19 protein-coding genes are annotated in these 19624 nt (G+C 56.0%); 11 read left to right on the top strand and 8 right to left on the bottom strand.

The features are described from left to right. The first annotated feature begins 5 nt into the window (after positions 1-5). Complete coding sequence (locus tag WFO64_RS15760) at positions 6-1244, top strand: MFS transporter (protein WP_337013028.1); 1239 nt, start codon at positions 6-8, stop codon at positions 1242-1244. Positions 1245-1400: 156 nt separating this feature from the next. Here the strand turns inward: WFO64_RS15760 and xylB are convergent, their stop codons facing one another. Then, positions 1401-2843, bottom strand: a complete 1443-nt coding sequence (gene xylB / locus WFO64_RS15755; RefSeq protein ID WP_337013027.1) for a xylulokinase — start codon at positions 2841-2843, stop codon at positions 1401-1403. Positions 2844-2860: 17 nt separating this feature from the next. After that, on the bottom strand, positions 2861-4183 hold the full coding sequence (gene xylA, locus WFO64_RS15750; protein ID WP_337013026.1) for a xylose isomerase: 1323 nt from the start codon (positions 4181-4183) through the stop codon (positions 2861-2863). Between the two features lie 346 nt (positions 4184-4529). On the opposite strand from xylA, the gene xylF reads away from it, so the two are divergent. From xylF to WFO64_RS15725, 5 genes are all read left to right on the top strand, one after another. Next, a complete protein-coding gene (gene xylF, locus WFO64_RS15745; RefSeq protein WP_337013025.1) occupies positions 4530-5522 on the top strand; it encodes a D-xylose ABC transporter substrate-binding protein in 993 nt (330 codons plus the stop codon). Between the two features lie 28 nt (positions 5523-5550). Next, positions 5551-7071: a xylose ABC transporter ATP-binding protein gene (locus WFO64_RS15740; protein ID WP_337013024.1), complete on the top strand. Its 1521-nt coding sequence runs from the start codon at positions 5551-5553 to the stop codon at positions 7069-7071. Then, positions 7064-8248 carry a xylose ABC transporter permease XylH gene (gene xylH, locus WFO64_RS15735; RefSeq protein ID WP_337013023.1) on the top strand — a complete coding sequence of 395 codons (1185 nt, stop codon included), beginning with the start codon at positions 7064-7066 and terminating at the stop codon, positions 8246-8248. Before WFO64_RS15740 ends, xylH begins: the two co-directional genes overlap by 8 nt. A 93-nt stretch (positions 8249-8341) precedes the next feature. Further along, on the top strand, positions 8342-9520 hold the full coding sequence (xylR, locus tag WFO64_RS15730) for a D-xylose utilization transcriptional activator XylR (protein WP_337013022.1): 1179 nt from the start codon (positions 8342-8344) through the stop codon (positions 9518-9520). 47 nt (positions 9521-9567) lie between these two features. Next, positions 9568-9789: a hypothetical protein gene (locus WFO64_RS15725; RefSeq protein WP_337013021.1), complete on the top strand. Its 222-nt coding sequence runs from the start codon at positions 9568-9570 to the stop codon at positions 9787-9789. A gap of 26 nt (positions 9790-9815) precedes the next feature. Here the strand turns inward: WFO64_RS15725 and WFO64_RS15720 are convergent, their stop codons facing one another. Further along, entirely contained in the window at positions 9816-9965 is a 150-nt protein-coding gene (locus WFO64_RS15720; protein WP_337013020.1) for a hypothetical protein, read from the bottom strand. 59 nt (positions 9966-10024) lie between these two features. Between WFO64_RS15720 and WFO64_RS15715 the strand changes: the two genes are divergently transcribed. Continuing rightward, positions 10025-11476 (top strand): sugar porter family MFS transporter, encoded by a 1452-nt coding sequence (locus WFO64_RS15715; protein WP_337013019.1) that lies wholly within the window; start codon positions 10025-10027, stop codon positions 11474-11476. 26 nt (positions 11477-11502) lie between these two features. Here WFO64_RS15715 and WFO64_RS15710 read toward each other — a convergent pair whose 3' ends face one another. The 5 genes from WFO64_RS15710 to WFO64_RS15690 all read right to left on the bottom strand — a co-directional run bounded on the left by WFO64_RS15710 (position 11503) and on the right by WFO64_RS15690 (position 15801). Further along, positions 11503-12636 carry an ROK family protein gene (locus WFO64_RS15710; protein WP_337013018.1) on the bottom strand — a complete coding sequence of 378 codons (1134 nt, stop codon included), beginning with the start codon at positions 12634-12636 and terminating at the stop codon, positions 11503-11505. 397 nt (positions 12637-13033) lie between these two features. Beyond that, a complete protein-coding gene (gene dnaC / locus WFO64_RS15705) occupies positions 13034-13774 on the bottom strand; it encodes a DNA replication protein DnaC (RefSeq protein WP_033734618.1) in 741 nt (246 codons plus the stop codon). After that, positions 13774-14310 carry a primosomal protein DnaT gene (gene dnaT / locus WFO64_RS15700; RefSeq protein ID WP_337013017.1) on the bottom strand — a complete coding sequence of 179 codons (537 nt, stop codon included), beginning with the start codon at positions 14308-14310 and terminating at the stop codon, positions 13774-13776. The genes dnaC and dnaT overlap by 1 nt, the downstream gene beginning before the upstream one ends. Before the next feature lie 111 nt (positions 14311-14421). Beyond that, positions 14422-15102, bottom strand: coding sequence for a hypothetical protein (locus WFO64_RS15695; protein ID WP_337013016.1), 681 nt, complete (start codon positions 15100-15102; stop codon positions 14422-14424). Positions 15103-15177: 75 nt separating this feature from the next. Further along, positions 15178-15801 (bottom strand): autotransporter, encoded by a 624-nt coding sequence (locus tag WFO64_RS15690; protein ID WP_337013015.1) that lies wholly within the window; start codon positions 15799-15801, stop codon positions 15178-15180. Positions 15802-16017: 216 nt separating this feature from the next. Between WFO64_RS15690 and WFO64_RS15685 the strand changes: the two genes are divergently transcribed. The 4 genes from WFO64_RS15685 (at position 16018) to WFO64_RS15670 (ending at position 19567) form a co-directional block, all read left to right on the top strand. Beyond that, positions 16018-16584: a DNA-3-methyladenine glycosylase I gene (locus WFO64_RS15685; protein ID WP_337013014.1), complete on the top strand. Its 567-nt coding sequence runs from the start codon at positions 16018-16020 to the stop codon at positions 16582-16584. Between the two features lie 110 nt (positions 16585-16694). Beyond that, complete coding sequence (locus tag WFO64_RS15680) at positions 16695-17357, top strand: OmpA family lipoprotein (RefSeq protein ID WP_337013013.1); 663 nt, start codon at positions 16695-16697, stop codon at positions 17355-17357. A 135-nt stretch (positions 17358-17492) separates the two neighbouring features. Next, positions 17493-18476, top strand: coding sequence for a LacI family DNA-binding transcriptional regulator (locus WFO64_RS15675; protein WP_337013012.1), 984 nt, complete (start codon positions 17493-17495; stop codon positions 18474-18476). Positions 18477-18541: 65 nt separating this feature from the next. Further along, the gene (locus WFO64_RS15670) at positions 18542-19567 is read left to right on the top strand and encodes a LacI family DNA-binding transcriptional regulator (RefSeq protein WP_337013011.1); all 1026 of its coding nucleotides are present in this window, start codon (positions 18542-18544) and stop codon (positions 19565-19567) included. Positions 19568-19624 lie beyond the last annotated feature (57 nt).

Raw genomic sequence — 19624 nt, 5'->3', positions numbered from 1 at the left:
CAACGATGTCCCCTTCTCCCCACGCTAAGCCGGGTGTAACACCAGGCAAAGCGATGCTGGCTGCGGTCAGCGGTTATGCCATGGATGGATTTGACCTGCTGATACTCGGCTTTATGCTGCCGGCTATCAGCGTTTCGCTGGCGCTCGATCCCTCACAGGCGGGATCGCTGGTGACCTGGACGCTGATTGGCGCGGTTATCGGTGGCATTGTCTTCGGTCACCTCAGCGACCGTTATGGTCGTATCCGCATGCTTACCGTCACGATTCTGGTCTTCTCGATCTTTACCGGCCTGTGCGCGGTGGCGCAGGGCTACTGGGATCTGCTCGCCTGGCGAACGCTAGCGGGTGTCGGATTGGGGGGCGAATTTGGTATCGGTATGGCACTGATTGCTGAAGCCTGGCCTGTTGAGAAGCGCAATCGCGCATCGGCGTGGGTCGGTATCGGCTGGCAGCTGGGGGTGCTGATGGCAGCCTTTATCACGCCACCGCTGCTTAATATCATCGGCTGGCGCGGCATGTTCCTGGTCGGATTATTACCGGCGCTGGTCTCGTTTGCCATTCGTCGCGGCATGGGAGAACCGGAGGCCTATCAAAGGCAGGTTAAACATGTGCCGTCTCTCTCTTTTCCGGCGCGCCTGAAGCTGCTGGTGCGCGATCGCGCCACCGCCAAAGCCAGCCTCGGTATTTTTATTCTCTGTTCAGTACAGAATTTTGGTTACTACGGGCTGATGATCTGGATGCCGAGCTACCTCTCTTCCAGCTTTGGTTTCAGCCTGACGAAGTCGGGCCTCTGGACTGCGGTGACCGTGGTCGGGATGACCTTTGGCATCTGGCTGTTTGGCGTGCTGGCTGACCGATTTGCGCGCTGGAAAATCTTCCTGCTCTATCAGTTCGGCGCTGTGGTGATGGTGGTGGTTTATGCTCAGCTGCGCGACCCGAATATCATGCTGTTTACCGGCGCGATCATGGGGATGTTTGTTAACGGCATGATTGGCGGCTACGGCGCGCTGATTTCCGATACCTTCCCGCCGCAGGTGCGTGCCACTGCGCAAAACGTCCTGTTCAACCTTGGCCGCGGGGTGGGCGGCTTTGGTCCGGTGGTGATTGGTCTGCTGGCGAGCCAGTTCTCATTCACGGCGGCGATTACCCTGCTGGCACTGATTTATCTGCTGGATATTGCGGCGACGTTGTTCCTGCTGCCGAAGAAACAGGGTCAGGATGATACGCTGGGCGCCATTGGCTGATGCTGCTGTGATAGTGTGGCTGGGTAAGTGATATCCCAGCCATTCCGGGTCAGTAACAAGGTTTACGATCACCTTTTCTGCATTAACGACCCCCCTGGCATTCAATGCCAGGGGGGCGTTAACAGGCTCTTTAAATCCAGAACTGTCCTCGCTGATTTACTTCATCAGTGGCAGAAGCTGTTGATACAGAATCGCAAAGGTCTCCCGACGCGACTGATAATGCGCCATCTTGCCCGAATCCGGTTGATGTCGCTGCACCAGCGCCGGGGTCGGGATGGTGACCGGTGCATCCCGTGCCTGCTGCGCCAGCCTTGCGGCACCCAGTGCCGGGCCAACTTCCCCGCCGTGGCAGTAATCCAGCGTCTGGCCACTGATGTCCGCCAGCATCTGACGCCACAGCGCACTGCGTGCGCCGCCGCCAATCAACATAATACTCTCTGGCTGAACGCCACAGTCATGCAGCGCATCCATGCCCTGCGCAAGGGCAAATCCCACGCCTTCCAGCACCGATCGTGCCAGCTCGGGACGGCCATGCTGGTGGGTAAAACCAAAGAATGCGCCTCTGGCATTGGGGTTGTTATGCGGCGTGCGTTCACCGGAAAGGTAGGGCAGAAACCACAGTCCGGGCACCTCATCGCGTGCGCGCTCCGCCTCAGCCAGCAGTTCAGGAACATCCCTGCAACCGGTTAGCGTCGCTGCCCAGTCCAGACAGGAAGCCGCGCTGAGCATCACCGACATCAGATGCCAGCGCTGCGGTAACGCATGGCAGAAGCTGTGTACCGCGCGCTGAGGGTTACTGAGATAGCCGTCGCTCACCACAAAGTAGACGCCAGAGGTGCCCAGCGACAGCATTCCCTGGCCCGGTTTGGTCATACCGACGCCAATTGCACCCGCAGCATTGTCGCCCCCGCCCGCCGCCAGCGGTACCGCGTTCATCTGCCAGCGGCTGGCCAGTTCGGCATGTAAAGTGCCGGTCAGGGCATTGCCTTCATAGAGTTGCGGCATCTGATTACGGCTGAGATCGCAGGCGCGCAGCATCACATCGCTCCAGTCACGTTGCGCCACATCCAGCCACATCGTGCCTGCGGCATCTGACATATCGGTGGCAAAGTCGCCGCTCATTCGCCAGCGCAGGTAATCCTTGGGCAACAGCACGTGAGCAACCTGACGGAAGATGGCCGGTTCATGTTGCTGCACCCACAGCAGCTTGGGGGCCGTGAAGCCGGCCATCATCAGGTTGCCGGTGATCGCCCGCGAATCCGGCACCTTCTGCTCCAGCTCACGACACTGCGCCTCACTGCGCCCATCATTCCAGAGCATGGCCGGACGTAATACCTGGTTAGCGCTGTCGAGCAGCGTCGCACCATGCATCTGTCCGCTCAGCCCGATAGCCTGCACCGCGCGCAGGTTCTGCTGCGCGCTCAGCGCCTGCATGACCGAATCCAGCGCCTGCCACCAGCTTTCGGGATCCTGCTCGCTCCACAATGGCTGCGGACGCGAAACCTGCAGCGGTGCCGTCTCTGTCGCCACCACGTTGCCTTGTGCATCCATCAGCACTACTTTCACGCCAGAGGTGCCTAAATCGATCCCGATAAACATGCTCTGCTCCTGAAGGGTTAGAAATCAAACAGGTAGTGATTCACCAGATTTTCCAGCTGCTCCTGACGTCCGCTCTGATGCTTCGGATTAAGCTGCTGCTGCTGAGCATGCGCCGCCAGTGCCTCCAGTGAAAACTCACCGTTCAATATTTGCTGACCGAACTCACCATTCCAGCCGCTGTAGCGCTGTGCCACGCGCTTATCAAGTTCACCGTCGCTGATCATGCGAGCCGCCACTTTCAGCGCCAGCGCCATCGTATCCATTGCGCCAATATGACCGTAGAAGAGATCATATTTATCGGTGCTCTGACGACGTACTTTGGCATCAAAGTTTAAGCCGCCGGTGGTAAAGCCACCCGCTTTAAGGATTTCGTACATCACCAGCGCATTCTCTTCCACGCTGACCGGGAACTGATCGGTATCCCAGCCGCACTGCGGATCGCCGCGGTTGGCATCCACCGAACCAAAAATACCCAGCGCAATGGCGGTAGCAATTTCATGATGAAAAGAGTGGCCGGCCAGCGTGGCGTGGTTCGCTTCAACGTTAACCTTAATTTCTTTTTCCAGTCCGAACTGTTTCAGGAAGCCATAAACCGTGGCGACATCGTAGTCATACTGATGTTTGGTCGGCTCCTGCGGTTTCGGTTCAATCAGCAGCGTCCCCTGGAAGCCAATTTTATGTTTATGCTCGACCACCATCTGCATAAAGCGGCCAATCTGCTCGCGCTCCTGGCGTAGATCGGTATTCAGCAGGGTTTCATAGCCTTCGCGTCCGCCCCACAGCACATAGTTTTCCCCGCCCAGGGTTTTGGTGGCCTGCATGGCGCTGCAGACCTGTGACGCGGCCCAGGCAAAGACCTCAGGATCGGGATGGGTCGCAGCACCGGCACCGTAGCGCGGATGAGTAAAGCAGTTGGCCGTGCCCCACAGCAGCTTTACGCCGGTCTCCTGCTGTTTCTCCAGCAGTTTATCGGTCATGGCGGCAAAGTTTTCTTTATAGCTGCGCAGCGAATCACCTTCTGGTGAGACATCAACGTCATGGAAGCAGTACCACGGCACATTCAGTTTATGGAAAAACTCAAAGGCGACATCCGCTTTCAGTTTTGCCTGCTGCAGCGCATCTCCGCTTTTCTGCCACGGACGATCAAAGGCGCCGACACCAAACATATCCGCGCCGTTCCAGCAGAAGGTGTGCCAGTAACAGGCGGCAAAGCGCAGATGCTCCGCCATGGTCTTGCCGAGGATTACCTCATCGGGATTGTAGTGGCGGAAAGCGAGAGGATGCGTCGACTGGGTGCCTTCATAACGAACCCGATCGATCTGATCGAAATAAGCGTGCATGGTTTGCTCCTTAGCATCAGTACCCGGATGGTCTGCGTTGAAGCAATATTTGATATTGGCTGTTACCTCAGCTCAATTACGATATTTCATTACGGGTGTCAGATAATTATTATTTGTGTGCTGGCTCGCAAAATAATGCTATTTACCTGTCGGTTTATCATTGTCATTCTCTTATCCGAAAAAGATGAAACCTCGATCGCGCTCATAAAAAATGAAATAAACCAAAAAACGTAATGGCCGGATAAAAATCAGTAATTGCTGTGGCAGGAAAATAAGAACAACAATCCATCCGCCAGGTTCATAGGCCTGAAACGACAATAGCCTCACCCTTCAGAGGATGATCACAATGAAAATGAAACATGCACTGTTAGCCATCTGCGCGGCGCTCACGCTGTTCAGCCAGACCAGCGTGGCAAAAGAAGTGAAGATCGGCATGGCGATTGACGATTTGCGCCTTGAGCGCTGGCAGAAAGACCGCGATATTTTCGTTAAACACGCTGAGACGCTGGGCGCGAAGGTGTTTGTTCAGTCAGCGAACGGCAACGAAGAAACCCAGATGTCGCAGATTGAAAATATGATCAACCGCGGTGTCGATGTGCTGGTGATTATTCCCTATAACGGTCAGGTATTGAGTAATGTTGTCGCTGAAGCGAAACGGGAAGGCATTAAAGTCCTGGCCTATGACCGAATGATAAATAATGCTGATATCGATTTTTACATCTCTTTTGATAATGAAAAAGTGGGCGAATTGCAGGCTGAAAGCATGGTGAAACAGGTGCCCAAGGGCAACTATTTTCTAATGGGCGGATCACCTGTAGATAATAATGCCCGTCTGTTTCGCGCCGGACAGATGAAAGTTTTAAAACCGTCTATTGATAACGGCAGCATTAAAATTGTTGGCGATCAGTGGGTCGATGCATGGCTGCCGGAAAATGCGCTGAAAATTATGGAAAACGCGCTGACTGCTAATGGCAACCATATTGATGCAGTGGTGGCCTCTAACGATGCCACTGCAGGCGGCGCGATTCAGGCCCTGAGCGCGCAGGGGCTGGCAGGAAAAGTAGCGATCTCCGGTCAGGATGCTGATTTAGCCGCGATTAAGCGTATCAAAGCGGGCACCCAGACGATGACGGTTTACAAACCGATCACCGCGCTCGCCACCGAAGCGGCGAACATTGCCGTCGAGCTGGGCGATGGCAAAACACCCGCCAGTAACAGCACGCTTAACAATGGCCTGAAAGCGGTGCCGTCACGGCTCCTGAAGCCTATTCCGGTCAACAAAGACAATATTGAAAGCACCGTGGTGAAAGACGGTTTCCACAAACAGAGCGAACTCTGACCGCGCGTAGCGTGAGGGAGAACAATCGATGCTGCTGGAAATGAAAAACATCACCAAGCGTTTCGGTGCGGTGAAGGCGCTGAATGATGTCAGCCTGCAACTTGAGGCGGGCGAAGTGATGTCGCTGTGCGGTGAGAATGGCTCAGGCAAATCGACGCTGATGAAAATCCTGTGTGGACTCTATCCGCACGGCGATTTTGAAGGGCAGATTCACTTCTCTGGCGACGACATTCAAGCGCAGACCATTCGCGATACCGAGCGTAAAGGCATTGTGATTATTCATCAGGAGCTGGCGCTGGTGCGGCAACTCACGGTAATGGAGAACATTTTCCTCGGTGCCGAACTGAGCCGTTTCGGCATCGTAGATGACGAAACCATGACCCTGCGCTGCCAGCAACTGCTGGTGCGGGTCGGGCTGAACGTCTCTCCCGCGACCCGTGTAGGTGAGTTAGGGCTGGGCCAGCAGCAACTGGTAGAGATCGCCCGCGCCCTTAACAAACAGGTCCGGCTGCTGATTCTGGATGAGCCGACCTCGTCTCTGACGGAGCAGGAGACGGATGTGCTGCTTGGCATCATCCGTAATCTGCGTGAACACGGTATCGCCTGCATCTATATCTCGCACAAGCTGAATGAGGTTAAGGCGATCTCTGACACGATCTGCGTGATTCGTGACGGCCAGCATATCGCTACCCATCCGGCAGCCGGTCTGAGCGAAGATGACATTATCACCCTGATGGTTGGACGTGAGCTGACCGCGCTGTATCCCCACGCACCTCATCAGATTGGCGATGTGATATTAAAGGTCGAGAACCTCACGGCCTGGCATCCGATCAACCGCCACATCCGCCGCGTTAATAATGTTTCGTTCACGCTCAGACGCGGTGAAATCCTCGGCATCGCCGGGCTGGTGGGGGCGGGCAGAACCGAAATGGTGCAGTGTCTGTTTGGCGTCTGGCCGGGGCGCTGGCAGGGTGATATCTGGATCAATGGCCAACCGGTCAGTATCACCGATTGCCGCGCCGCTATTGCGCACGGCATCGCCATGGTGCCGGAAGATCGCAAAAAGGATGGCATCGTGCCGCTGATGGCGGTGGGCAAAAATATTACCCTGGCGGCGCTGGACCAGTTCAGCCACCGACTCTCGACGCTGGATGAAGCGCTGGAGCAGCGGGCGATTAACGACGCTATCAGCCGGCTGCGAGTCAAAACTTCCTCATCGGACCTGCCGATTGGCCGGTTAAGCGGCGGTAACCAGCAGAAAGCGATTCTGGCGAAGTGCCTGCTGCTCAATCCAAAAATCCTGATCCTGGATGAACCCACACGCGGCATTGATGTGGGCGCACGCCAGGAGATCTACCTGCTGATCAATGCGCTGGTTCAGCAGGGTATCGCGGTGATTGTGATTTCATCTGAGCTGCCGGAAGTGCTGGGCCTGAGCGATCGGGTGCTGGTGATGCATGAAGGGCAGATCAAAGCTGATTTGATTAACGATAACCTGACTCAGGAGCAGGTGATGGAAGCTGCCCTGCGGAGTGAACAATATGCTTAAAAGTGAAACGACTCAAAGCCGCCTTTCCGGCACGCCGGGCAAACCGTCACCGGTCAGGTTCTCACTGCCCAATCTGCAGGTTCTGGTAATGCTGGGCGCGATTGTAATGATCGCGCTGTTCTTTACCTGGACCACCGATGGCGCGTGGCTCAGTGCGCGTAATGTCTCCAACCTGCTGCGCCAGACCGCTATCACCGGTATTCTGGCGGTCGGTATGGTGTTCGTTATTATCTCTGCGGAGATCGACCTGTCGGTGGGCTCTATGATGGGGCTGCTGGGCGGCGCAGCGGCAATATTTGATGTCTGGCTCGGTTGGCCGCTGCCGCTGACCATCGTGGTGACGCTGGTGATGGGGCTACTGCTTGGCACCTGGAATGGCTGGTGGGTGGCCTACCGTAAAGTGCCTTCGTTTATCGTGACGCTGGCGGGGATGCTGGCTTTCCGCGGCATTCTGGTCGGGATTACCGATGGCACTACGGTTGCGCCGATTACGCCGGGCATGTCGCAGATTGGTCAGAGTTATCTGCCGGGCGGCGTCGGCTTCGGCTTTGGCTTTGCCGGTCTGGTGCTGTTTATGCTGTGGCAGTGGCGGCTGCGGCTGCGTCGTCAGCAGCTCGGGCTGGCGCAAGGCGCAGCCAGCGGTACAGTAGGGCGTCAGGCGATCACTGCGATCTTAGTGCTGGGTGCTATCTGGTTACTCAACGATTATCGCGGCGTGCCCACCCCGGTTTTACTGCTGGCAGTCCTGTTGCTGGCGGGCATGTTTATGGCCACCCGCACCGCATTTGGCCGTCGTATCTACGCCATCGGCGGCAACATTGATGCTGCCCGTCTGTCTGGCATTAACGTGGCGCGCACCAAACTGGCAGTGTTTGCCATCAATGGCGTGATGGTGGCGATTGCCGGGCTGATCCTCAGTTCACGGCTGGGCGCAGGCTCGCCGTCGGCGGGTAACATTGCGGAACTGGATGCTATCGCCGCCTGCGTGATTGGCGGCACCAGTCTGGCGGGCGGCGTAGGTTCAGTGGCGGGTGCGGTAATGGGAGCCTTTATCATGGCCTCGCTGGATAACGGCATGAGTATGATGGATGTGCCGACCTTCTGGCAGTACATCGTCAAAGGCGCGATTCTGCTGCTGGCTGTATGGATGGATACCGCAACGCGGCGTCGGGTGTAATCGCGCGGGCGATCACATTGTGGCGAAAACAATTTTTTTGCCCCTTTCAGCCGTGGTATGCAATGCGCTGAGGATTAAAGGGAACGCGCCACCATGCATGATAAACGCTATCGCATTACGCTGTTGTTTAACGCCAACAAAGTGTACGACCGTCAGGTTGTGGAGGGCGTCGGAGAGTATCTGCAGGCGTCGCAGACTGACTGGGATATCTTCATCGAAGAAGATTTCCGCTGCCGCATCGACAACATCCGTGAATGGCTGGGCGATGGGGTGATTGCTGATTACGACGATCGCTCCATCGAAACCCTGCTGTCGAATGTCTCTGTACCAATTGTTGGCGTCGGCGGCTCTTACCACCGGCAGGACGATTATCCTCCGGTGCATTACATTGCCACTGACAACGCCGCGCTGGTGGAGAAAGCCTTTCTGCATCTGAAAGAGAAGGGCATCAACCGCTTTGCCTTTTATGGTTTACCGACCTCCAGCGGCAAGCGCTGGGCGCAGGAGCGGGAACTGGCGTTCCGCCAGTTGGTGGGACGTGAACGCTATCAGGGCGTGGTCTATCAGGGCATAGAAACCGCGCCGGAAAACTGGCAGCACGCTCAGAACCGGCTTGCTGACTGGCTGCAGACGCTGCCGCCGCAAAGCGGCATTATTGCCGTCACTGATTCGCGGGCGCGACATGTGTTGCAGGCGTGCGAACACCTGAAAATACCGGTTCCGGAGAAGCTTACGGTGATCGGAATTGATAATGAGGAACTGACCCGCTATCTGTCGCGCGTGGCGCTCTCTTCGGTGGCACAGGGATCGCGACAGATGGGCTATCAGGCAGCCAAATTGCTGCATCGGCTGCTGGATAAGCCGTTCCTGCCGCTTCAACGCATACTGGTACCGCCAGTAAAAGTTATCGCTCGGCGCTCTACCGACTTCCGTTCGCTGCGCGATCCCGCGGTGATTCAGGCGATGCACTACATCCGCTTCAATGCCTGTAAGGGGATTAAAGTGGAGCAGGTGCTGGATGCGGTCGGGCTGTCGCGCTCTAACCTGGAAAAACGTTTTCGGGATGAGACCGGCGACACCCTCCATGCGATGATCCACCGCGAAAAACTGGAAAAAGCGCGCGAGTTGCTTGCTTCTTCGTCGATTAACATCAATGAGATCTCACAGATGTGCGGCTATCCTTCGCTGCAATACTTCTATTCAGTCTTCCGCAAAAGCTACGACACCACGCCGAAAGAGTATCGTCAGCATTTTGGCGAAAACCTGCTTTAACGGCAGACCAGAATAAACAACGTTGGGTTTTTCATAAAAGCGTCTGGATGGAAATTATATTTCATCGCGGCGAATCGATCTTGAATCTGAGGCTGTCCGGACCAGCTGAGGCGATCAACGTGGACGGTAAATCGGGCTGTGATCAAATGCTTATAAATCAGCAGGTCAGTCGCAATGCTGGTGTGAAATTCTTTCGGCTGATGCAGGACGCTTCAGGTGATGTATCTTATGCCGTAAGACTTTTAACGTTAATGGGCCACCCATTTTAATCCTGTTTATATAATTATAATTCTGATTAATAAGCATTTTTATTAATAGCTGCCTCAGCAATTCTGTCATTTTTTCCAACCTGCTTCACACTTTCGAAAAAATTAATCCAAATTATTCCATTTAGAAAATATATTTCATTGGTATCTGATCGCTGCAGTTCCTGAACCTCTGACAATCACGCCTCCTCTTTCTGAACCGATACGGCTCAGGCAGTAGAGAAAAGGAGCCTGAAAAATGGAAACCCGGCAAAAACGTTACAACATGAAATATGTCATGCTCTGTTGCACTGTCGCCGCTTTTGGTGGCCTGCTGATGGGCTATGACTCGTCGATTATCTCTGGCGCCATTGAGCCGCTCAGTGACTATTTCCAGCTTACCCCGGCAGAAACCGGCTGGGCAGTGTCAAACATCCTGTTAGGCAGTCTGGTTGGCTGCTTTATTGCGCCAAAGCTGAGCGACAAATTTGGCCGCAAAAAATCGCTCGCTATCACGGCGCTGCTGTTTACTGTTTCGGTGGTGGGTACCGCCATCGCCCATAACTTTTTCACGTTTGTCGCCTTTCGTATTCTCGGCGGATTAGCGATTGGGCTGGCTTCAGTGATCTCGCCGATCTATCTGGCGGAGCTTTCACCGTCGAAGTTTCGTGGTCGCACCAGCGCGCTCTATGCGGTCTGCTGCGTGGGTGGGCAATCGGTGGTACTGCTGACCAACTACTTCATTAATAAATCGATGCTGCCCGAGGCGATGGTAGAGATAGGCTGGCGCTATATTCTGGCAACCGCGCTGGTGCCCTGTGCGTTGTTTATCTTTTTCATTGCTTTTATACCGGAGTCACCACGCTGGAACGTTCTGAAAGGCAAAGACAAAGAGGCGCTGGATACGCTGAGCAAGATTTCTGACCCGGCCCATGCCCGCAGCGTTTTCAATGAGATTAAACGCTCTTTCTCTGATGAAGCGGCGACCCGCCATAAATCCCGATTCCGCCTGAACAAAACCACGCTGCCGTTGCTCATCATCGGTATTGGCCTGGCGGTAGGCAATCAGATTAGCGGCATCAATGTGATTCAGTATTTCGGTCCAACGTTGCTGAAAAATGTTTCCGGCAGCACCGATTCGGCGCTGCTCCAGACCTTCTGGCTGTCTGTGTGTCAGTTCGCTGGGGTGCTGATAGGGATGGCGCTGATTGATAAAGTCGGGCGTCGTAAGCTGCTGCTGCTGGGGGCGATCACGTCTGCTGTTTTCCTTGCCTACACCTTTATCGCTTTCTATTACCATTTACCCGGCTTGCTGGCGGTGGTGGGTCTGTTTGCCTATATGGTTTTCTTTGGTATGACCTGGGGACAGATTGTCTGGACCGTACTGGGCGAGTTGTTTCCGACAGAGATCCGATCAATTTGTGTCGGCATCTCCATTTGTGCCATGTCGATGGCGAATTTTGTCATCAGCACCACATTCCCGATCCTGAACAGCAACGCTTTCCTGCTTGAGATTTTCCACGGTGGCTTCCCGCTGTTACTGTTCGCGCTGTTTTCACTGGCTATGTACTTCTTCACTTTCCGATATCTGCCGGAAACGGCTGGGGTGCCGCTGGAGAAAATTCACGCGTGCGTGCTGGAGAAGTTTAATATCGACCCGCATGAAGCGGGCGAACGGATAAGCGCACCGGTGGGTGAGACGCGATCATAAAACGAGGGCAGGCAGCGGGGGCACGCTCACCCTACGCGCTGCTCACTCTGCTCCAGCACCGCCAGCGCCAGCCCATTGGCCGAATCAATCCGGTTTTCCGGAAAATGCAGCTGGGTATGCGCGGCGGTAAAGGCCAGCGCGTTGCCATGGGTGGTGTCGCGCACCGCTTTGCAAAAGCGCTCACTGGCGTTCCACGGACAATCAATGATGATGGTGGCGGGATTGAGCAACAGCATGATCTGACTCAGTACTGTGCCCAGATAGCCACCCGCCTGCGCCATTACCTCATCCACCACACGCGGTGCGCTGTCACGGTTCTGCCAGCTCAGGCCTGGCTGACGCTGCGCAAGCTGCTGTTTAACCGCAGGCTGGCTGACCAGGGCTTCCAGGCATCCCCGGCGGCCGCAACTGCAACGCGGGCCATCGGGCTGGACAACCACATGGCCCGCCTCTCCCGCTGTCCAGCAGTGCCCGGTGAACACTTCTCCATGCTGTACCAGTGCGCCGCCGATCCCCTCTGAAATGCGCAGATAAAAGTGACCGCTCTCCACAGATAATCCACGCTGCTCTACAGCCAGTAGCGCAGCGGCTTTGACATTGTTCATAATGCGGATGGGCAGACGGACGTGCTTACGCAGGGCGCTCAGCAGATCAACATCCTGCCAGTCGAGATGCGTTGAAAGATGCATCCAGCCGCGCCGGGGATCCACAATGCCGGGGAAGCCAATGCCAATGCCGAGCAAATCGGGATAACGCTCGATTAGTTCCCGGCACAGCATGGCCAGCTCAGCCAGCAGTCGCGTCGGGTTACTGGTATCGGTGCGCAGCGTCGCTTCAGCCAGCAGCTGAGAAAAGTAGTCGCAGACCCGCCAGTGAATAACATTGCGTTCCACCATGACGCCCGCGCTTTTGAGTTTTTCCGGCCGCAATGTAATCCCGATTTTAGGCCGCCCAGCGGCCGCCACGCTGACCGGCCCCAGTTCCTCTATCAGATCCCGCTCAAGCAGATCATCAATGATTAATGAGACGGTGTTTTTGCTGAGGGTCAGCGTTTCCGCCAGATCCTGACGCGACGTGACGCGCAGTTTACGCAGCTGAGTCATCACCCGTTTCTGGTTATTCAGTCGCAGTAGTGCAGGGCCTTTGCCGTTCGTTTTCATTACGGATTCACTCAACAGAGGAGTAAGAATTGAGTGTATCAGCCCATACGTATTCTTCCTCCCCCACTTTGCGTGCTGTTTCACACAACAACATCCCCTGACGAAGAGCGCGCGCTCGGTACCGCAGTCTGAGCGGTAATGCTGCCATCGCGCATTAAAGGGCAGGGAAAAGAGCAATAACATCCCTGAGTCGCGTATCTATGCAGCCACAGGGCGGGACGTCAGGCAGATGCTACGGTATCGGAACAACCTGCCAAGCCCTATAACCCGCAGCCTCTTTATTGAGAGGCAAGGGCCGTTTCGTTAAACGCGATGCCCGCAGCGTCAGACCGATTGAGCCTCGCGACAGCGTATAATTTGGCTGTGGGTTGGTTGTCGCGGGCAATCTGCCGTCCGATTAATATTCGTCACCGCGCACCCGGCTGCGGTAGCTTTCCCAGTCGAAACGGACCCACAGGCTGTTGCCGAGGCGCATACGATCCATAACGCGTTCGCCCAGCAGTGCATTCATGCCCGCATGGTCGAGGTTGGATAACATGCCGGTCGGACGCTTCGATGAAGAACGGCGATCGACAATCTGGTTGATAATCACTTTTTCGTAGCGCGATTCGCTCTGCATACCGATCTCATCAATCACCAGCAGATCAACACTGCTGAGATCCTGAATCAGCCGTTCTTCGGTAATGCCGCTGCTGCCGCTGAAGGTGCCCTTCATGCTCGACATCAAATCGGCGACCGTCACGATCAGCACGCTTTTGCCGCGCAGAATCAGGTCATTGCCAATCGCGGCGGCCAGATGGTTTTTACCGGTGCCAGGACGGCCTGAAAAGACAAAGCTGGCGATGCTGCCATCAAATTCGGCGGCATACTGACGCGCCAGCTCCAGCGCTTTGCGCTGTCCCTCGTTCTCTACCCGGTAATTATCAAACGAGCAGTTCATGTGCAGCTCGCGAATGCCGGAACGGCCCATCACGCGCTGCATTTTCATTGCGCGGTTCTCACGCACAATCGCCTCTGAACGCAGGCGACCCTGCTCCTGATTCCACGCCAGCAGCTCTTCGCCATTGGCAAATTTGGGACGGGTGCCCGCAGGCATCATTCTTTTGAGACGGTTAAAGAGATCATCTGGCGTTTTCATCATTCACCTCGGAAACCATCGGGAATGGTACGGTCAGGATCAGGCAACTGCGTGATATCACGCTTTGGTTGCCCGCCGTTTGCGGCACGGTTCATCTGAATGCTGCGTGCCAGCTTCTGTTGCCACTGTACATGATGGAACATCCGGCCTTCCGCCTGCCAGTAAGCCACAAAGGCCGCCAGCTCGCTGGGGGTCACCGGTTCGCCCAGTGCCACACCCCAGATCGCGGCCTGGCGCGTAAAGTCGGCATCCGGCTGCCAGCCCTGATGCATGGCGAACTTGCCTGCCGGTGTATGGATCGCGGCGGGGGTATCGTCATACAGGCTGTCATCGAGCGCGACATCATTTGGCTGCCGGGCAGCGGCTTCCAGCGCCAGCAGCTCAGCCAGGCGCGCCGGCGTGATGGCGTACATCACTGGCGCATAATTATCTAATATCGCCAGCGTGCCCTTTTCCGCCTGCTGCAGGGCAGTCAGCGGATCCTGTCGGAAGGCATCCAGGCCAATGAGCGTTGAAGTTAAGATTTTAGCTGACATGAAAAGACCTGAGGTTAACGAACACCTTGCGCCGGGAACCTGTCGCCGACGCAGAAGTGTTTATTGTACCTGTTTTGAGGGTGCGGATCGCTTAAAAAGCACGACCGCAAATTAGTGCGAGGTAACCGGCGAAGTGGCGTGACGGGCCGGAGCAGATTCGGTGGCGCGCACGCTGACAGCCGCGGCGGCCGGACGGGTCTGCCATAAATAGCGAACCGAAGCCAGCCAGCACAGGCCGTAACCCAGCAGTTCGGTACCCTCTTCGGCCATGTTTTTCACCACGCGGTTGTAATCCCCCAGCATCAGGTGCTGCCACAACGCATGAATACCAAACAGGCGGGAGAAGACCAGCACCACTAAAAAGCCGGAGGCCATCACCGGCCAGCTGCGGTGTTGCAGCAGCCTGGCCAGCGCGTGCAGGGTTTTTTTCGGCGTTCGCAGCGCGACGGCCAGACAACCGGCCGTCACCGCCAGAGCGAACCAGATCCAGCTGCCATGCTGGATGGCATCAAACACAAAGTCGAGCTCACGGATCAGCATACAGCTATAGAAGCCTGCCACTAAGGTCAGCGCACCGCGCTGAGCCGGACGGCGCTGGGCCGCAATAAAGAACAGGGCGGCAATCACCGCCAGCATGATTTCCTGGGTGGTTTCAGTAAAAGAAGTTTCGTGCAGCCCATCATTCATCCAGGCCACATCAATATAGATGGGCAATATCATCAGAGCGAGAAAGAGTGCTGCCAGTATGAAGACCGCTATTTCGCGGCCAACAATTGTCAAATCGTTGCGCATAGTGTTACCAGTATAATGATTATCAGACTCATTATATTTTAAACGCCCGATTCCCTTTCTCTTTTCATGCCCCGGTCAGAAGCTGGCGCTGAAGCCAAAGGTGTAAAGTTGCTGCTCCTGGTTATTCAGCGCTTCGCTTTGTGAAAACGCGGCGAAAGCCGCCAGATTATCGTTCAGCGGCATTTGTGCACCGATGCTCAGATCGATGCCGTCGGACTGACCCGCGCCGTTCGTCGCCTCACGCGGGGGATTCTGCGGCGTGTCTGCCAGCAAATAGTGATAACTCAGCTGCGCCCAGGGCGATATCCATCCCTGCTGCGAATCAATGCGCCAGCCGACGCTGGCGCTCTGCTCACGGCTCTGCTGATCGCTGTAGTCACATTGCAGACAGTTCATCTGCTGCGGATCAACCGCATACTGCGCCACCGGCCCGGTGGTTAAGGAGGGGGCGATGGGCAGGTCAACGCCAGCCCGATAGCGTTTTCCCAAGGGGATGGTGCCTACGCTGCCGGTTTCACTGTGCAATGCGATGGGTGACGCGGTAGGCGAATTAATCGCAGCTTCAAACAGGGCACGGCTCTCATCGCTGAAGGCGAGTGGCGTCAGGGCGATCTTCTCTGCCAGAATCGTGTCGTAGTCGGGCAGAAAGTCGGGATGTTGAGGCGCAGAGGGACTGCCCCTGGCAAAAACCGGTTGCATTAAGATTAACAGCCATACAGCACAGCAAGTCCGCAGACCTTTCCAACCGCTTCTCGGCAACATCGCTTCTCCAGGCAAGGCTGAAGTTATTATCCGGCGTCTAAATTAAAATTCGCGCTGTCTCTGTTATTTAACCGGTGATCGTTTAACTATCAACCGATTAATTCTAAGATCAAGCGGACCGCTAAAATATTCTTGTTATAAAGGAACAAAGCGATGCAACGATGTGGTTGGGTAACGCAGGATCCGCTCTATCTGGCTTATCACGACGGGGAATGGGGCGTGGCGCAGAGAGACACGCGTGCGCTGTTTGAGATGCTCTGTCTGGAAGGACAGCAGGCGGGGTTATCCTGGATCACCGTGCTGAAAAAGCGAGAAAACTATCGAACGGCGTTTCATCAGTTTGATCCGCAGGCCATCGCGCAGATGGATGCCAGCGATAGAGACGCGCTGATGCTTAACAGCGGTATTATCCGCCACGCCGGTAAAATCGCTGCCATTATCGCCAATGCCTGCGCTTATCTTGAAATGGAAGCTAAAGGCGAGGATTTCAGCCACTTCGTCTGGCAATTTGTCGATAACGTGCAAATTGTTCACCATTACCCCGACTACAGCCAGGCACCCACCACATCAGAGCAGGCCGTTGCGCTCTCGAAGGCGTTAAAGCAGCGTGGTTTCAAATTCATCGGCCCCACAATTTGCTACTCCTTTATGCAGGCCTGCGGGCTGATAAATGATCATCAGAGCAACTGTTTTTGTCATCCTGACAATCAAAAGGCGTGATCCCCGCTAAATCAGGATTTTTCTGCACTACATTCCCGGTCACCAGGCGGCATAATCGTGCCACTTATGGGAAAGGTTTTCCCGTGTGTGTCGAATGTAAGGGAACAAAAATGCAGAAGAAATTAATCGCCATCACCTTGTTATTAAGCGGCAGTCTGGCCCTGCCAGGCTGCACCACCAATCCTTACACCGGCGAATCTCAGGCGGGTAAGTCAGGCGTGGGCGCGGGCCTGGGCGCATTAGTGGGTGCCGGTGTCGGCGTGCTCTCTTCGTCGAAGAAAGATCGCGGCAAAGGTGCGTTAATTGGTGCCGCAGGCGGCGCTGCGCTGGGCGGTGGCGTGGGTTACTACATGGATGTGCAGGAAGCGAAACTGCGCGACAAGATGCGCGGTACCGGCGTCAGCGTGACCCGTAATGGCGATAGCATCGTCCTGAATATGCCAAACAATGTGACCTTCGATTCCAGCAGCAGCAATCTGAAACCTGCCGGCGCGAACACCCTGACGGGTGTTTCAATGGTGCTGAAAGAGTATCCGAAAACAGCGGTAAACGTAGTGGGTTACACCGACAGCACCGGCAGCCGCGCACTGAACATGCGTCTGTCACAGCAGCGTGCTGAAAGTGTCGCCAGCGCGTTGATCGTGCAGGGTGTGGCCAGCGATCGCCTGCGCACGCAGGGTGCAGGCCCGGATAACCCGGTTGCCAGCAACAGTACCGAAGCAGGCAAAGCGCAAAACCGTCGTGTTGAGATCACGCTCAGCCCGCTGGGATAATCACGGTCGCCCCCACCCGGGGGCGCACCTTTTCTGTAAAGTGTCACGCTGAAAGCACCAATAATGGTTCTGCGGATAGAGCCAGCAGAGACTTTATGGTAGGCTGATTAAAAATTAATCAGCGGACGCGTCCCCATGTCTCTCAAAGCCATCGCTGCGGTTTTAGGTCTCTCCGTTACGACTGTCAGCCGCGCCCTCAATGGTTATCAGGATGTCGCGCAGGAGACGCGTAAACGCATCGAAGAGGAAGCGCAGCGCCGTGGCTACCGGCCCAATGCAGCAGCCCGGCGCCTGAAAACCGGTCGTGCTAACGCGGTGGGATTTGTCTACCCGATCAGTGCATCACCCCTGAGTGGCAGCGACTTTAGCGATATGCTATTGGCGCTGGATCATCATCTTGCCCGTTATGAAATTAACCTGTTGTTGCTAACGGATAAGCAGCAGCAGCGTCAGTCCACCCTGACACGCCTGCTGCGCAGTGGGGCCGTTGATGCTCTGATTGTCGGCCACACCACGCCAGAAGACAGTCGCCTTCTCGCTCTGCTTCAGACCGATTTTCGCTTTCTGGCACTGGGCCGCAGCGATTTGCCACCCACCTACGCCTGGTTTGACGTTGATCACCTTGCCGGTTCACAACTGGCGGTGGGCTGGTCGCTGGCACAGGGTCGGCGGCGGATAGCCTGGCTCGGCAGCAATGAAAACAGTACGCGAGTGCGTGATCGGCGTCAGGGTTATCTGACGGCGCTGGGGAATGTTGCGCCCTATGCGATGGCGGCTGTGGCACCGTCACGCCGTGCCGGCTATCAGCAAACCCGGCAGTGGCTGGCAGAGGGACCGGTGCCGGAAGTGATTATTACCGACTGCGCAGCGCTGGCTGAAGGCGCTGCCGTGGCGCTGCATCAGGCCGGACGGGCAGCGGGCGAGGGTGCCATTCTGCTGGCGGGCTGGGAAGGATTGCCGCGTGATGCGATTCTCGATCATCCCATTGTCGCCATTCGTCAGGCGACCCCGCATCAGGCTGGAGAACAGGTGGCTGAAATGGTTATGCAGCTGATCAATGGTGCGCCGCCAGAAACGTTACAGACCCTGTGGCAACCCTGGCTGCAGTTACCGGCCTAGCGCTTTTTGCGCCAGGCTTTGCTTGTGCTAGTCTCTGCCAGGTTTCTTCTTTCGCAGGATATCTCATGAAAATCAGGCCGCCTCGCGCCACCATCAGCGATGTTGCTCACGCCGCACGAACCGGTAAAACCAGCGTTTCACGCTATCTCAATGGTGAACTGCATCTGCTTTCTGCCGATTTAAAAGCGCGGATTGAACAGGCCATTGCCGATCTCAGCTATCGCCCAAGCCAGATGGCGCGCGGTCTGAAGCGCGGGCGTACCCGCCTGATCGGGCTGATAATCGCCGATATCACGAATCCTTATTCCGTCGATATGATGAGCGGTATCGAAGCCGCCTGCCGCGAGCAGGGCTTCACGCTGCTAATGTGTAACACCAACAATGAAGTGGATCTGGAGCAGCACTATCTGCAACTGCTGAGCAGCTATCAGGTAGAAGGGATCGTGGTTAACGCGGTCGGGATGCGTGAAGAGGTGCTGAACCATCTGCAACAATCCCTGCTGCCGATGGTGCTTATTGACCGCAAAATTGCCGATTTCCCCTGTGATGTGGTGGGCCTGAACAACGCCGAAGCGGCCGAAACAGCAACGCGCCATCTGGTCGACAATGGCTATGATGCGCTGCTGTTTCTCAGTGAGCCGCTGGGCAGCGTCAATACACGCCGAGAGCGTTTGCAGGCTTTCCGCCAGCTGCTGCTGGCGCATCCGCAGGTTGAGCATGAGAATACCGAAGCGGCGCTGCATCAGTCCGCTGTGCTGGATCAGACGCTGCTGGCATTCCATCAGCGTCACACCGGCAAACGCTGCGCGGTAATGGTCGCTAACGGGGCGCTGACGCTGCAGGTGGCGCGATCGCTGCAACGACTTAACCTGCACTGGGGCCGCGATATCGGCCTGCTCGGTTTTGACGAACTGGAGTGGGCGGCGCTGGCGGGGGTCGGTATCACCACGCTGAAACAGCCCACCTGGCAGATTGGCTACCGTGCGCTGGAACGGCTGATTGCGCGCATTGAGGGCAGCGAATTGCCGGTTGCCGAGCAGGTTTTCTCTGGCGAACTGATTGTTCGCGGCTCCAGCCAGCCTCTTGCCTGAATTTCAGATTTAACCTTCCATTTACGTGCTCGCTTCGTGAGCACGATCATAATTTCA

The sequence above is a fragment of the Pantoea sp. AS142 genome (assembly GCF_037152305.1).
Taxonomy (GTDB): domain Bacteria; phylum Pseudomonadota; class Gammaproteobacteria; order Enterobacterales; family Enterobacteriaceae; genus Pantoea.
The sequence above is the reverse complement of the archived record's forward strand: the minus strand, read 5'-3'. Positions and strand labels throughout refer to the sequence as shown.